A 13995-nucleotide genomic window follows, 5' to 3' on the forward strand; every position below is an offset into this window, starting at 1 on the left:
AAATGAAAGAAGCCTCAAATCTTGTTGACATAAAGCGGTATTTGCCACATCGAGATCCGATGCTTATGGTGGATTTGATTTTAAAAATGGATAACGAAAACGTAGAAACCATTTTTGAAATTAAAGAGAATAATATTTTTATCGAAAACAATATTCTTGTCGAAGCCGGATTAATAGAGAATATGGCCCAAACGTGCTCTTCCGTCGTGGCAAAAGACTATTTTATAGATGAAGATTGCAATGATAAAGAAGGGGTAGATGTTGTCGGTTTTATAAGTGCCATCAAAACATTAAAAATTCATTCGCTTCCAAAAGTTGGCGATGTCATTATTGCGAAAGCCGTATTGGTTTCCAGTTTTGTTACCGATTCTTATAGCTTATGCATCATGAATTGTAAAACATATACTGGGGAAAAATTACTTTTGGAGGGAGAAATTAATCTTTATATACAAGAGAATAATTTAAAAAAATAGATTATATGAAGCAAGAAGAAGTTCCACAGGATAAAGGCAATCTTTCGAATAAAAACATGAAAGAGTTGGTTTATGCCACAGATGAGAAAGGCAATTATACAACTGCTTTGAGTACAGGATGGGAACCAAAAACGATTGCATTAACTAATTCTATTGATGAAATAAGCGAACGTATCGCTATTGCAAAAGAACAAGTGAAAAATAATGAAGTAAGTCCAATTTGTTATTTCATGGAAGTTAGCAGAATGGATATTGGTGTTCTTGCCAGTTACGTAGGAATGTGGCAATGGCGTGTGAAGAGACACTTCAAACCCAAAGTATTTGCGGGATTAAGCGATACTATTTTAAAAAAATATGCAGAGTCATTCAATATCAGTATTGAAGAATTAAAAAATTTTAAAACAAAGTAATGGAAACTAATTTTACGCATCATCAATCTGCCCATTGTGAAAATGGAGTAGCTTCCAATTTGTTAAAGCATAATGGATTAAATATTAGTGAGCCGATGGTTTTTGGAATAGGTTCGGGACTTTTCTTTGTTTATTTACCTTTTTTGAAAGTAAATTATGCACCGGCAATTAGTTATAGACCTATGCCAGGGCAAATTTTTAATAAACTGGCTAACCGTTTGGGTTTAAAAATAAAAAGACAAAAATTTTCTAGCGAAGCCAATGCCATTAAAGCATTAGATGAAAATTTAAAAAATAATATCCCTTCTGGATTGCAGGTTGGGGTGTACAACTTAACGTATTTTCCGGACGAATATCGTTTCCATTTTAACGCTCACAACTTAGTGGTTTACGGAAAAACGGAAACGGATTATTTAATCAGCGATCCCGTAATGGAAAATGTGACGACTTTGACGCATGATGAACTAAATAAAGTTCGTTTTGCCAAAGGTGCTTTTGCTCCAAGAGGACAGATGTATTATCCGATTCAAATTCCCCAAAACGTTGATTTAAAAGGCGCAATTGTCAAAGGAATAAAAAATACTTGTCGCGATATGTTGGCACCAATGCCAATAATAGGAGTGCGTGGTATTCGATTTGTAGCTAAACAAATCAGAAAATGGCCTGTTAAAAACGGAACTAAGAAAGCCAATCATTATTTGGCTCAAATGGTTAGAATGCAAGAAGAAATAGGAACTGGAGGCGGTGGTTTCCGATTTATATATGCTGCTTTTCTTGAAGAAGCATCGGTTATTTTAGAAAATAGTGAACTTAAAATTCTTTCACAAGAAATGACTGCTATCGGTGATTTATGGAGAGATTTTGCAGTAGAAGCTTCAAGGATTTATAAAAACAGAAGTACAAAAGAAGATGCCTACAATACAATTGCAGACGAACTTTTGGCTATTGCCGATAAAGAAGAAGTGTTTTTTAAGAAACTGAAACAAGCAATACGCTAATACCCTATTTTGAAATCCATTATCCAAATATCAAATTTATCCAAAATATACAAAGATGCCGAAATGTATTCTTTGAACGATTTTACTTTGGATATAAAAGAAGGAGAAATCTTCGGTTTGCTAGGTCCCAACGGTGCCGGAAAAACGACTTTGATTTCGATACTTTGTGGTTTGGTAAAACCAACCTCGGGTAGTTTTACCATTGATGGTTTGAGCTACGCCAAAAACGCAGATGAAATTAAACAAATCATTGGTGTTGTGCCTCAGGAATATGCCTTGTATCCTACTTTGACCGCTAGGGAAAACCTTCTCTATTTTGGAAGTATGTATGGCTTAAAAGGAAATGATCTTAAAGAAAAAGTAATTGACAGTCTGGATTTTCTTGGATTGTTAAAATTTGCGGATAAACGTGTTGAAACTTTTTCGGGAGGGATGAAACGTCGTGTCAATTTGATTGCAGGAATATTGCATAACCCGAAAGTATTGTTTCTAGACGAGCCTACTGTTGGTGTCGACGTACACTCTAAAAATGTTATTATCGAATATCTAAAACAACTCAACAAGTCAGGGACAACTATTATTTATACGTCACATCACTTATCTGAAGCACAAGATTTTTGTACCCATATTGCGATTGTTGATGAAGGAATAATTTATGCAGAAGGAACGCCGCGTGATTTAATTGCCGCTACAGCGAATGCCAGAGATCTTGAAGATGTATTTATTTCATTAACCGGAAACGAATTGAGAGATGTTATATAAACTTTTCATGTCCGTTTATAAAGAGTTCTTGTTGTTAAAACGAGATATGGGAGGAGTTGTTACCCTTTTTTTAATGCCCTTGGTATTGATAATAACAGTGACATTAATTCAAGATAATACTTTTAAAACGGTAACCGATTCAAAAATCCCAATTTTGTTGGTTGATTATGACAAAGGAAATGTCTCTAAAACGGTTTTTGATAATTTGCAAAAGAGCAACGTTTTTAGTGTTGTTACCACTATAGATGATGTGCCAATTACAGAGGCTGTGGCCAAAGAAGCTGTTTTTAAAGGGAAATTCCAAATGGCTATTGTTATTCCGTCGCATTTAAGTAGGGATTTACAACTCAAGATTGATCAAAATGTAGAACGAATTGTAAGCAGTTTAGGTTTTTCGGACTCCTTGGCGGTAAAGAAGCAAATAAAAATTGTAAACCAAAAAGAGGTAAAACTTTATTTTGATCCAGCAGTTCAGCTGAGTTTTAAAAGTGGAGTAATGAACTCCATTGATAAAATGATTTCTCAAATAGAAACCAAATCCATTTATACCACTTTTCAAGATCAATTAGGGGAGGGAGATACTAGTTTTGAGCAAAATAGTTTTATTACTTTCAAAGAGATCGTTCCTAGAATAAACAACAAGGAAATTATACCCAACTCAGTACAACATAATGTTCCGGCTTGGACACTTTTTGCTATATTTTTTATTGTAATTCCATTGTCAATCAATATCGTAAAAGAGAAAACGCAAGGAACCTTTATCCGATTACGCACCAATCCTGTCTCGAGTCAAATTGTTTTGGCGGGAAAAACGCTAATGTATTTGATCATTTGTATGATTCAGTTTTATATGATGATTGGGGTTGCCGTGTTTCTGTTTCCATATTTGGGTTTACCGGCTCTAAACGTTCAAGGGAATTTAATTTTGATGAGTGTTGTCGCTTTGTTTTCTGGATTTGCGGCGATAGGATTCGGAATTTTATTGGGAACCGTAGCCAAAACACAAGAGCAATCGGCCCCTTTTGGAGCTACTTCAGTCATAATTTTGGCTGCCATAGGAGGAGTTTGGGTTCCTGTTTTTGCCATGCCCAAAATAATGCAAGTTATTGCACAATCCTCACCTATGAACTGGGGTTTAGAAGCTTTTTATGATGTACTTTTGCGCAACGCAAGTATTTTGGATTTACTACCAGAATTAGGTTTGTTATTTTTATTTTTCATAGTTACCACAACCATAGCATTGCTGTATGATAAGAAGAAAAGAGCAGTATAAAGAAGCTAAAGCTTTGACAATTACACAAGAGATTAGAGTACGATTTAACGAAACAGATCCTCTTGGAATTGTTTGGCATGGCTACTATATAACTTATTTTGAAGACGGAAGAGAAGCTTTTGGTCGTCATCATGGGATTTCTTATTTAGATGTTTTTGATAGCGGTTTTACCACTCCCATTGTAAAATCTACCTGCGAACATAAACTATCGTTGCGTTATGGTGATGTGGCTCGAATAGAAACCACCATTGTAGATACGCCTGCCGCAAAAATGATTTTTAGATATAAAATATTTGATGCCAAGAATGAAATTGCCTGTACTGGAGAAACAGTCCAAGTATTTTTGGATAATAAAGGAGAATTAATGCTGACCAATCCTCCATTTTATGAAGAATGGAAACGAAAAGTGGGATTGTTGTAAATATAGAATCCTGACAGGGTTGATTGATAAAATAAAATGATAAAAGAAGTATATATAACCGAAACAAATTGCATTACTCCCATTGGGTTTGATGTGGCTACCAATATAAAAAATATTGGGGATGTAGTTTCCGGTATTCAATTGCATCACAATTCGTTGTTGATGAAAACCCCATTTTATGCTTCTATTATTAAGGATGCCGATTTGGATTTGGCTTTCGCCAAAGTGACTCCTGCTACCCATTATTCTAGGTTAGAAAAAATGATGATTTTGGCTTTAGAACCAATCCTTAAAAAAGCTAAAATTGTTTTAAATGAACGAACGGCCTTTATTCTTTCTACCACAAAAGGAAATATTACGGCTTTAGAAAATCAAAATGCTGTTGAACCTGCTTATTTGCATCTATTAGCCAAAACGATTGCAGATTTTTTCGAATTTAAAACAGAACCAATTGTGGTTTCAAATGCTTGTGTGTCTGGTGTATTATCGGTTTCGGTGGCCAAACGATTAGTTCAAAGCGGAGCGTATGACAATGTATTCATAGTGGCAGGTGATGAAGTTTCAGCGTTTGTTTTATCCGGTTTTAATTCTTTTCAAGCGATGAGTGACTTGCCATGTAAACCCTATTCTTTAAACAGAACCGGGGTAACGCTAGGAGAAGCAGCAGCAGCAGTATTAGTTTCTAAGGATAAAGAAAATGCTAAAATAAAAATTATTGGGGATGGTTCTATCAATGATGCCAACCATATTTCAGGTCCTTCAAGAACTGGAGAAGGTCTTTTTAGAAGTATCGAAAGTGCTTTGGCGGAAGCCCAAATAAACAGTAATCAAGTTGATTATATTTCGGCACATGGTACAGCAACTCCTTTTAATGATGAAATGGAAGCCATTGCGCTTAATAGATTAGGACTTGAAAAGGTTCCCGTAAATAGTTTGAAAGGTTTTTATGGGCATACTCTAGGCGCTTCGGGATTACTAGAAACAGTAATAGGAATTCAATCTGTATTGGAGAATAAATTATTTGTTTCTTTGGGTTTTGATACATTGGGAGTGAGTCAATCTATTAACGTTATTGAAAAAAATGAAAATAAAAGCATTCATTATTTTCTAAAAACAGCTTCTGGATTTGGTGGCTGTAATACGGCGGTTTTATTCGAAAAAGTGAACTAATGGTAACAAATAAGACTTACATAGAATCCTTTTGTACGATCCAGAATAATGAAGTTGTACTGAATGGGGAATCTGTTTTTAAAATAGATTCGACTGCATTTGCTGATTTTTCGAAGAAAGCATACCAGCATTTCGACATAAATTATCCTAAGTTTTTTAAAATGGATAGTTTGAGTAAACTCGCTTTTCTTGGAGCGGAATTACTTTTAAAAGCAGATAATGATCCTTTGGTAGAAAACAATACTGCCCTTGTATTTTCCAATAAATCATCGAGTCTGGATACCGATGTGAAATATCAAAAATCAATTTCCGACAAGGAGAATTATTTTCCAAGTCCAGCCGTTTTTGTTTATACTTTGCCTAATATTTGTTTAGGCGAAATTAGTATTAGACATCAACTCAAAAGCGAAAATTCTTTCTATATATTTGCGGACTTCAATCCAGTATTTATGGAGCAGTATGCAAACCTACTTTTGGAAACCAAAAAAGCGGATAAAGTACTGTGTGGTTGGGTGGAATATTATAATGAAGAATACACTGCTTTCCTTTATTTAGTTGGTAAGCAAGGTGATTTTATGCACAATGAACAAACATTAAAAAAACTATATAATAATTAACATGGAAGCATTAAAACAAGAATTAAAAAGCAAAATCGTTGAAGTATTAAATTTAGAAGATATTGCTGTTGCCGATATTAATGATAATGACGCCTTATTTGGCGACGGATTAGGACTTGATTCTATTGATGCATTAGAACTTATTGTAATGCTTGATAAAGATTATGGAATTAAATTAGTAGATCCAAAAGAAGGAAAAACTATTTTTCAATCTATAGAAACTATGGCGGCCTATATTGGGGCTAATAGAGTTAAGTAATTTTAGATTTTAGAGCTTAGATTTTAGATTTAAAAGTAGGTATGACAACAAATGAATTAAAATTAAGAACTAAGAAGTTTTCTTTAGAGATTATTGATTTGGTTGAAAAATTACCAAATTCAATTGCTGGCAGAACCATTTCGAATCAAATTATAAGAAGCGGAACGTCAGTGGGCGCTAACTATAGAGCAGTATGTAGAGCAAGAAGTGATAAAGAGTTTGTTTCTAAAATGAATATTGTTCTGGAAGAAGCAGACGAAACTGTTTTTTGGCTAGAAATAATTAATGAGAAAAAGTGGTTATCTGATTTAGAAATCCAAAATGTATTAGACGAGGGAAATCAATTAACAGCTATTTTTGTTAGTTCTTTAAAAACGGTTAATACTAGATTGAGTAACATATAATCTAAAATTAAAATAATAAATTATTGTAAATCAGTTTGTATTGATTTGAATCATTATAAACGGTTAATTTTAGATTAAGTAACACATAATCTAAAATCTAAAATCTAAAATCTAAAATGAATAAAGGCGTTGCCATAACAGGAATGGGTATTATTTCTTCAATAGGTAATACGGTTGAGGAAAATTTTATTTCGTTAATGAATAACAAAGTTGGCATTACCACTATCGAAAACATTTCGACAGTTCATACCGATGTTATTAAAGTGGGTGAAATAAAAAAAACAAACCAACAGTTGGTTGATGATCTCCAACTTTCTCCTGAGAACAATTTCTCCAGAACCGCTATGCTTGGTGCTATAGCAGCTAAACAGGCCGTAAAAAATGCTGGAATAACTTCGATAAATGAATACAAGACGGGATTGATTTCGGCTACGAGTGTAGGTGGAATGGATATGACGGAACGATTTTATTATGAGTATTTTGAAAATGCGGATACAGAAAAATACATCAGCAGTCATAATGCAGGAGATATTGCGGACAAAATAGCAAATGAATTAGGTTTAATAGGAATGGTAACCACCATCAGCACTGCTTGTTCCTCTGCGGCAAATGCTATTATGTTGGGAGCTAGACTGATAAAGTCGGGTAAACTAGACCGTGTTATTGTGGGCGGAACAGATGCATTATCCAAATTTACCATTAATGGATTTAAGACTTTGATGATTTTGTCAGATGGGTATAATAAGCCATTTGATAACGACAGAAAAGGGTTAAACCTTGGTGAAGCTGCCGCTTATTTGGTGCTGGAATCAGATGAAATAGTAAAAAAGGAAAATAAAAAAGTGCTGGCAAGAGTTTCGGGTTATGGAAATGCAAATGACGCTTTTCATCAAACCGCTTCTTCAGAGAACGGTGATGGTGCTTTTCTAGCGATGGAAAAAGCGTTTCAAGTTGCTCAATTAAAACCAGAACAAATTGACTATATCAATGTTCATGGAACAGCAACCCCCAATAATGATTTATCCGAAGGACGTGCCATCGTTCGATTGTTTGGAGAAAATAAAACACCGGATTTTAGTTCAACAAAGCCTTTTACAGGACATACTTTAGCGGCTGCGGCTGCAATTGAAGCTGTTTTTAGTGTTTTGGCCATTCAGCATAATGTGGTTTTTCCAAATCTGAATTTTACAACACAGATGGAAGAATTTAATTTGGTGCCACAAACGACTTTAAAACATGCAACTATTGAACACGTACTCTCTAATTCTTTTGGGTTTGGAGGAAATTGTTCGACCCTTATATTTTCGAAATGCGAATAAAAAAGACATACATCAACGGATTAGGTTGTATTTCGGCTCAAAAAACATTCGATACTGTTTTTTTGGAAGAAGCAGAATTGAACGAAAATGACACGATATTATCGTTAAAAGTACCCGTTTACAAAGATTTTATCCCACCTGTAGCTATCAGAAGAATGGCAAAAGGAGTCAAAAACGGAATTGTAGCTTCCACTCTTGCTTTAAGAGATGCGCAATTAGAAACCGTTGATGCTATTATAACAGGAACCGGAATGGGCTGTATTGAAGATTCTGAGAAATTTTTGAAAGCCATTCTGGATAATAATGAACAGTTTTTAACGCCTACTTCCTTTATACAATCAACACACAATACCGTTGGTGGTCAAATTGCTTTGGGATTGCAATGCAAAGCCTATAATTTAACGTATGTGAATGGTTCGGTTTCTTTTGAATCAGCGCTATTGGATGCGAAAATGAAAATTGAAGAGGAGGATACTTCTTCGGTATTGGTTGGAGGAATTGATGAAACTGGCGATTATACGATGTCATTGTTCAAATTAATTGGTTTTATTAAAGAAGAAAATCAAAGTCCTTATACGGTTCTAAACTCCACTACAAAAGGTGTGGTTTTTGGGGAAGGTGCTGCTTTTTTTGCTTTGGAAAATGAGAAAAAAGAGCATTCTTATGCAGAAATCCTAGATGTAGAAATTCTTAATAAACTAGAAGTTCAAGATGTTGAAAAGAGGATTATTGCTTTTTTAGATTCAAATGATTTGGCAATTACTGATGTTGACGCTGTAGTTTTAGGATATAATGGAGATGTAGAATCTGATTTGTATTATAAAGACCTAGCCGATAGTACTTTTGCAAATACGCCCCAAGTGTACTACAAACATTTGAGCGGGGAATACGATACGGCTTCTGCATTTGGATTGTGGGTTGGTGTAAAAATCATTAAAAACCAAACTATTCCTGAAATTGTAAAAAGTAATAGTTTAGAAAAATCAGCCTATAAAACGATTCTTTTATACAATCAGCGCAACGGAATTGACCATGGTTTTACTTTGATTTCGAGATGTTAAAGCATAAAGCAGTCACTGTTTTTTTTATTTTGGTTCTAATGCTACTCGCTTTAGTCAGTGTTTTTGTAGTGGTAGAAATCAAGTATTTTGTATTGCTTGGGTGTCTTTGGTTTTTGGTGGTGTTTTTTGGATCCTCGTATATTGCATCCAATTATCATGTCAAAACATACTGTTGTAATCCATTGGAAACCGAAAAAAAAATAGCCATTACATTTGATGATGGTCCGCATGAAATGACGGTTTTGGTTTTGGATGCTTTGAGGCAATACAATGCTAAAGCTACTTTTTTTTGCATTGGAAAAAATATAGAGAAAAATCCAGATATTTTTAGGAAAATTATTGAAGAAGGTCATCTTGTTGGAAATCATTCTTACGGTCATTCTTCTTTTTTTGATTTTTATAGAAAAAAAAGAGTGATCGCCGAAATTGAAAAAACCGATGCTTTGATTGCAGCTGTTTTAGGAAAAAAAACAAGACTGTTTAGACCGCCTTTTGGGGTTACAAATCCTTCGATGAGGAGAGCTTTAGCGGTTACTAAACACAAAACCATTGGTTGGAATATTCGGTCATTGGATGGGATTACTAAAAACGAAAAGTTTATTTATAAGCGAATTGTAAAAAGAATAGCCCCTGGAGGAATTATACTTTTGCATGATACATCCCTACAAACGGTAAATGTATTGAAGCAAATTTTGGAGTTTTTGCAAAATAATAATTATACAGTTGTTTCATTAGAACAACTCTTGAAAATAAAAGCACATGAAGAGTAACGTTTTTCTATTATTGGTATTTATAAATAGTTTCTGTTTTAGTTCTTTTGCCCAAGAGCAAAAAATGACTGACAATGAGATTGCGGTGTTCAAACAATCGGTAGCGATGGTGTCCAAAAAAATAAAATCATTAAGTACAGATTTTGTACAATACAAGCATCTGGATTTTTTGTCGAAAGACATTGAAACTTCGGGGAAAATGGTTTTTAAGGAGCCTAATTCATTACTTTGGCAATACAAAAAACCGTACAGTTATGCTATCATTTTTAAGAATGGAAAAATACTCATTAACGATGAGGGCAAAAAAAGTGCTGTAGATATAGGAAATAGTAAGTTATTTGGAAAAATCAATAAACTTATTGTGGGGAGTGTGAGCGGAGATTTATTTGATGATAAGGAGTTTACTATTTCATACTTTAAAAACAAGAACCAAAATATTAGCAAGTTTGTTCCAAAAGATGCCGCTTTAAAGAAATACATCAAGCAGATAGAATTAACTTTTGATAAAGAGGACGCTACAGTTGTTCAGGTTAAATTATTGGAATCATCAGCAGATTTTACCCGAATTGTATTAAAAAACAAAGTAATCAATGCAAAAATCGATGAAGCTTCTTTTACGAATTAGTTGTTTTCTTGTTCTGGTTTTAACTTCATGTGCAACCAATACGGTGGTTAAGGATTATGCAACGGTTGCTTTAGAAAAATCAAGTTATGATGTTCCCTATTTTTCTAATCCCACAATTGATTATGTTTATAAAGCCAATATTACGGTTTATGGAAATGAATTATCCGGAATTTTTATAGCAAAAAAAATTAACGACACTACGCATAGAGTGGTTTTTACAACTGAATTTGGGAATAAATTATTGGATTTTGAAATTTCGGAAACCAATTTCAACGTCAATTTCATCGTAGAAGAACTAGATCGCAAAATGTTGATCAATACCTTGATAACTGATTTTAGATTGCTTTTGCGAAGTCATTATGCAATTAAAGCTCAGTTTGATAACACAGAAAATGAAGTTTATCTCTCTGAAGAAGGGAAAAGGTTGAATTATCTTTTTGTTTCCAAATCGGATAATAATTTAAGTAAAATTGTACATTCGACTAAAAGAAAAGAAAAAATAAACCTCTTTTTCACCTCAGAAAACAATATTTTTGCTACAAAAATTATAATTCAGCATAAAACAATCCCATTAAAAATAGAATTAAATTATTTTAAAGATCAAACAAATTAACAACTATGAAAACAAGCAACCAGATTAGCAAAGGAATCAGTATTATCTTTTTTATTTTATTCGGAATTTCTCAAACTCAAGCTCAAGTAACTTTTAAACCAGGAATAAGAGCTGGAGCTAATTTTTCGCATTTTACAAAAGGGAGTGGATATTATTCGGATCCTTATGATTCAAACTATTATAATAGAGAATATGTTAATTTTTCGAATAAAACAGACTTTTACATTGGCTTTTATGGCGCTTTGAAATTGTCTAAATTTTATACTTTGCAACCTGAAATTGATTATTCAGCTCAAGGATCAGAATATACTTCTCCCGCCAATAGAAATGGTAATTTAAATGTAGATTATTTATCTTTCGAAGTGATGAATAAATTTACTTTTGGAGAAATGTTTAATATTCATTTTGGGCCAACACTTGATTTTGTAGTAAGTAAAGATTTTGATACAGATGCCAATGTTGATATGGCTTTTGTTTTAGGTGCAGGTGTAAAATTTACTCCGAATTTTGGTATTGAGGCTAGAGTAAAAAAAGGAATCATACCAGTTATTGATTTTGATAATAATCATACAAATGTTGTTTTTTCTCTAGGAGGGACTTATACCTTTGATATAAAATAAGATGAAGAGAAACTTAATTATCGCATTTTTTGTATTGACTGGAATTCTGCAATCAAATGCTCAAGTAACTTTTAAACCGGGTATTAATGCAGGTTTGAATGTTTCGAAAATACAAAACACAAATCTTGATTCAAAACTAGGGTTTTACTTTGGTGCTTTTGGCGCTTTAAAACTTTCGAGTTTTTATACTTTACAGCCAGAAATTAGTTATTCTGTGCAAGGAGGTAAAGGTACTGTTGTGGGTACTGATGTTTTTTATGATAATCAAACGGGTTATGAAACTTATATGTACAAAGAAGGAGAGGCTGAATTAGCATTAAGTTATATTTCATCTGCAACGATTAATAAATTCAACTTAAATAAAAGTTTATATGTTTTGGTAGGCCCTTTTGTTGATATTCTGGTAGGAAGTAGCTCATCTGTCGATTTGGATAATAATTACAATATCTATATTTCCAAAGGAGAAGATATTGATTTTGGGATCATTGGAGGTGTTGGATTTAATTTTAATAAAGGTCTTGCATTAGAATCTAGAATTAAGATAGGTACTAGAGATGCTTATGATGATCATCAAGATAATATAGACGTAAATTCAAACCTTGTTTTTCAATTTGGTGGAACTTATACATTTGATTTTAAATAATTTATACTATATGATGAAGAAAAGATTAATTATCGCATGTTTTGTACTGATTGGAATTACACAGATAAAAGCTCAAGTTACTATAAAACCGGGTGTAAAATCGGGGGTGAATTTTTCTAGGTTTACCAACTTTGATTCGGATTTTAAGACGGGTTTTTATTTAGGAGGTCAATTGGCTATAAAATTCAATAAACTATACACTTTGCAACCCGAACTGCTATATTCGCAACAAGGAGCAAGTAGAACCTATCATTTTGATGTATTAAATCAATATGATCCGGATCCAGCATTTTATAGTGAGTCAAAAACAAATTATGAGATTGATTATCTTTCTTTAAGTGTCATTAATAAATTTTATTTTGGAGATGGATTTCACTTTGCGGTCGGACCTTCATTAGATTTTAAGGTTAACGACAATTTTCAACAAGATTACTTATCTAAGGATCCTATTGGATTTGACTTTGCGATTATTGGTGGTGTTGGTTACTCCTTTTCTAATGGTTTGTCTTTTGATGCACGTTTTAAACAAGGAATGATTGATATTTATGGAAATAATTACAATACGAATATAGATAACAATAATAACGGAAATTATGACGAGGTTGTTTTGAATCAATCTTTTCAACTGGGACTTTCTTATATTTTTGATTTAAAATAATGACAATGCTACTAAAAGATTTTTATACAATATCTTCATTAGAAAACACAGCCGATTCTAAATATTTGGCAACCATTTTAATCAATGAAGAGCACGAAGTTTTTAAAGGACATTTTCCAGGTAACCCAATAATGCCGGGGGTTTGTATGATGCAAATTATAAAAGAGCTTACAGAACAAATCACTGAAAGTCCTTTGTTTATGCAATCCTTGTCAAACGTTAAGTTTATGGCGTTAATCAATCCTTTTAATACGCCTGAGTTGCGTTTGGAATTGGATGTTGCCACTATAGAGGATAACTTGGTGAAAGTAAAAAACATCACTTGTTTTAATGAAACGGTGGCCTTAAAATTGAGCTGTGTTTATAAAAAAGTATAATTTAAGGTACTTGTAATTTTTAATTTATTTTGTAATGAAAATACTTTTTTCACTCTTTCTTTTTGCATCCATTTTTTTTACTGTTTCTGTTGCCGAAATAAGGAAATTATATACCACGGCTACCAGTTCTGAAAGTAATGCCAAGGAGTTTGCGGTGAAGCTGAAGGATGTCACCAAAGAAGATAATAAAACGCTAGTGGCGTACAAGGGGGCTTCTTTGACAATTATTTCAAAGCTGGAAAAGAAAGTTTCGGATAAGTCCAAGAAATTCAAAGAAGGGTCCAGCTTAATTGAATATGCAGTGGCTAATGATCCCAATGCTATAGAAATACGGATGATTCGATTGAGTGTTCAAGAAAATGTTCCTAAAATTGTAAATTATAGGGGAAATAAAAAAGAAGATAAAAAGTTTTTGTTAGACCACTATAATGAACAAACGGGAGCATTAAAAACATATATTGGTGATTTTATAAAACAATCGAAAAGTTTTACGGCAACCGAAAAACAAGTATTAAAATAGTT

At 33.3% G+C, this 13995-nt stretch carries 20 protein-coding genes; all 20 read left to right on the forward strand.

Annotated elements, in window-relative coordinates:
• Positions 1-2: 2 nt before the first annotated feature.
• The 20 genes from DB891_RS09100 (at position 3) to DB891_RS09195 (ending at position 13993) form a co-directional block, all read left to right on the forward strand.
• The gene (locus tag DB891_RS09100; protein WP_116762757.1) at positions 3-473 is read left to right on the forward strand and encodes an ABC transporter permease; all 471 of its coding nucleotides are present in this window, start codon (positions 3-5) and stop codon (positions 471-473) included.
• A 5-nt stretch (positions 474-478) separates the two neighbouring features.
• The gene (locus DB891_RS09105) at positions 479-883 is read left to right on the forward strand and encodes a hypothetical protein (RefSeq protein ID WP_116762759.1); all 405 of its coding nucleotides are present in this window, start codon (positions 479-481) and stop codon (positions 881-883) included.
• Complete coding sequence (locus DB891_RS09110) at positions 883-1881, forward strand: BtrH N-terminal domain-containing protein (RefSeq protein ID WP_116762761.1); 999 nt, start codon at positions 883-885, stop codon at positions 1879-1881. Before DB891_RS09105 ends, DB891_RS09110 begins: the two co-directional genes overlap by 1 nt.
• A 63-nt stretch (positions 1882-1944) precedes the next feature.
• Positions 1945-2643, forward strand: a complete 699-nt coding sequence (locus DB891_RS09115) for an ABC transporter ATP-binding protein (protein ID WP_189337130.1) — start codon at positions 1945-1947, stop codon at positions 2641-2643.
• Positions 2633-3916 (forward strand): ABC transporter permease, encoded by a 1284-nt coding sequence (locus DB891_RS09120; RefSeq protein WP_189337128.1) that lies wholly within the window; start codon positions 2633-2635, stop codon positions 3914-3916. Before DB891_RS09115 ends, DB891_RS09120 begins: the two co-directional genes overlap by 11 nt.
• Positions 3891-4337, forward strand: coding sequence for an acyl-CoA thioesterase (locus DB891_RS09125; protein WP_116762764.1), 447 nt, complete (start codon positions 3891-3893; stop codon positions 4335-4337). Before DB891_RS09120 ends, DB891_RS09125 begins: the two co-directional genes overlap by 26 nt.
• A gap of 36 nt (positions 4338-4373) precedes the next feature.
• Complete coding sequence (locus tag DB891_RS09130) at positions 4374-5507, forward strand: beta-ketoacyl-[acyl-carrier-protein] synthase family protein (RefSeq protein WP_116762766.1); 1134 nt, start codon at positions 4374-4376, stop codon at positions 5505-5507.
• Positions 5507-6124, forward strand: a complete 618-nt coding sequence (locus DB891_RS09135) for a 3-oxoacyl-ACP synthase (protein WP_116762767.1) — start codon at positions 5507-5509, stop codon at positions 6122-6124. Before DB891_RS09130 ends, DB891_RS09135 begins: the two co-directional genes overlap by 1 nt.
• A gap of 1 nt (position 6125) precedes the next feature.
• On the forward strand, positions 6126-6383 hold the full coding sequence (locus tag DB891_RS09140) for a phosphopantetheine-binding protein (protein ID WP_116762769.1): 258 nt from the start codon (positions 6126-6128) through the stop codon (positions 6381-6383).
• A gap of 41 nt (positions 6384-6424) precedes the next feature.
• Positions 6425-6787, forward strand: coding sequence for a four helix bundle protein (locus DB891_RS09145; protein ID WP_116762771.1), 363 nt, complete (start codon positions 6425-6427; stop codon positions 6785-6787).
• A 116-nt stretch (positions 6788-6903) separates the two neighbouring features.
• Positions 6904-8106 carry a beta-ketoacyl-[acyl-carrier-protein] synthase family protein gene (locus tag DB891_RS09150; RefSeq protein WP_116762773.1) on the forward strand — a complete coding sequence of 401 codons (1203 nt, stop codon included), beginning with the start codon at positions 6904-6906 and terminating at the stop codon, positions 8104-8106.
• The gene (locus tag DB891_RS09155) at positions 8103-9167 is read left to right on the forward strand and encodes a beta-ketoacyl synthase chain length factor (protein WP_116762951.1); all 1065 of its coding nucleotides are present in this window, start codon (positions 8103-8105) and stop codon (positions 9165-9167) included. The genes DB891_RS09150 and DB891_RS09155 overlap by 4 nt, the downstream gene beginning before the upstream one ends.
• Before the next feature lie 38 nt (positions 9168-9205).
• On the forward strand, positions 9206-9937 hold the full coding sequence (locus DB891_RS09160; RefSeq protein ID WP_223256079.1) for a polysaccharide deacetylase family protein: 732 nt from the start codon (positions 9206-9208) through the stop codon (positions 9935-9937).
• Positions 9927-10562: an outer membrane lipoprotein carrier protein LolA gene (locus DB891_RS09165; RefSeq protein ID WP_116762777.1), complete on the forward strand. Its 636-nt coding sequence runs from the start codon at positions 9927-9929 to the stop codon at positions 10560-10562. Before DB891_RS09160 ends, DB891_RS09165 begins: the two co-directional genes overlap by 11 nt.
• The gene (locus tag DB891_RS09170) at positions 10540-11175 is read left to right on the forward strand and encodes a hypothetical protein (RefSeq protein WP_223256080.1); all 636 of its coding nucleotides are present in this window, start codon (positions 10540-10542) and stop codon (positions 11173-11175) included. Before DB891_RS09165 ends, DB891_RS09170 begins: the two co-directional genes overlap by 23 nt.
• A gap of 5 nt (positions 11176-11180) precedes the next feature.
• Positions 11181-11795: an outer membrane beta-barrel protein gene (locus tag DB891_RS09175; RefSeq protein ID WP_116762781.1), complete on the forward strand. Its 615-nt coding sequence runs from the start codon at positions 11181-11183 to the stop codon at positions 11793-11795.
• A 1-nt stretch (position 11796) separates the two neighbouring features.
• Positions 11797-12438, forward strand: a complete 642-nt coding sequence (locus DB891_RS09180) for an outer membrane beta-barrel protein (RefSeq protein ID WP_116762783.1) — start codon at positions 11797-11799, stop codon at positions 12436-12438.
• Positions 12439-12448: 10 nt separating this feature from the next.
• Positions 12449-13096: a porin family protein gene (locus tag DB891_RS09185; protein ID WP_223256081.1), complete on the forward strand. Its 648-nt coding sequence runs from the start codon at positions 12449-12451 to the stop codon at positions 13094-13096.
• A gap of 5 nt (positions 13097-13101) precedes the next feature.
• Positions 13102-13473 (forward strand): 3-hydroxyacyl-ACP dehydratase, encoded by a 372-nt coding sequence (locus tag DB891_RS09190; RefSeq protein ID WP_116762955.1) that lies wholly within the window; start codon positions 13102-13104, stop codon positions 13471-13473.
• A 34-nt stretch (positions 13474-13507) separates the two neighbouring features.
• Positions 13508-13993 (forward strand): hypothetical protein, encoded by a 486-nt coding sequence (locus tag DB891_RS09195; protein WP_116762785.1) that lies wholly within the window; start codon positions 13508-13510, stop codon positions 13991-13993.
• Positions 13994-13995 lie beyond the last annotated feature (2 nt).

Source organism: Flavobacterium laiguense (genome assembly GCF_003097655.1).
Classification (GTDB): domain Bacteria; phylum Bacteroidota; class Bacteroidia; order Flavobacteriales; family Flavobacteriaceae; genus Flavobacterium; species Flavobacterium laiguense.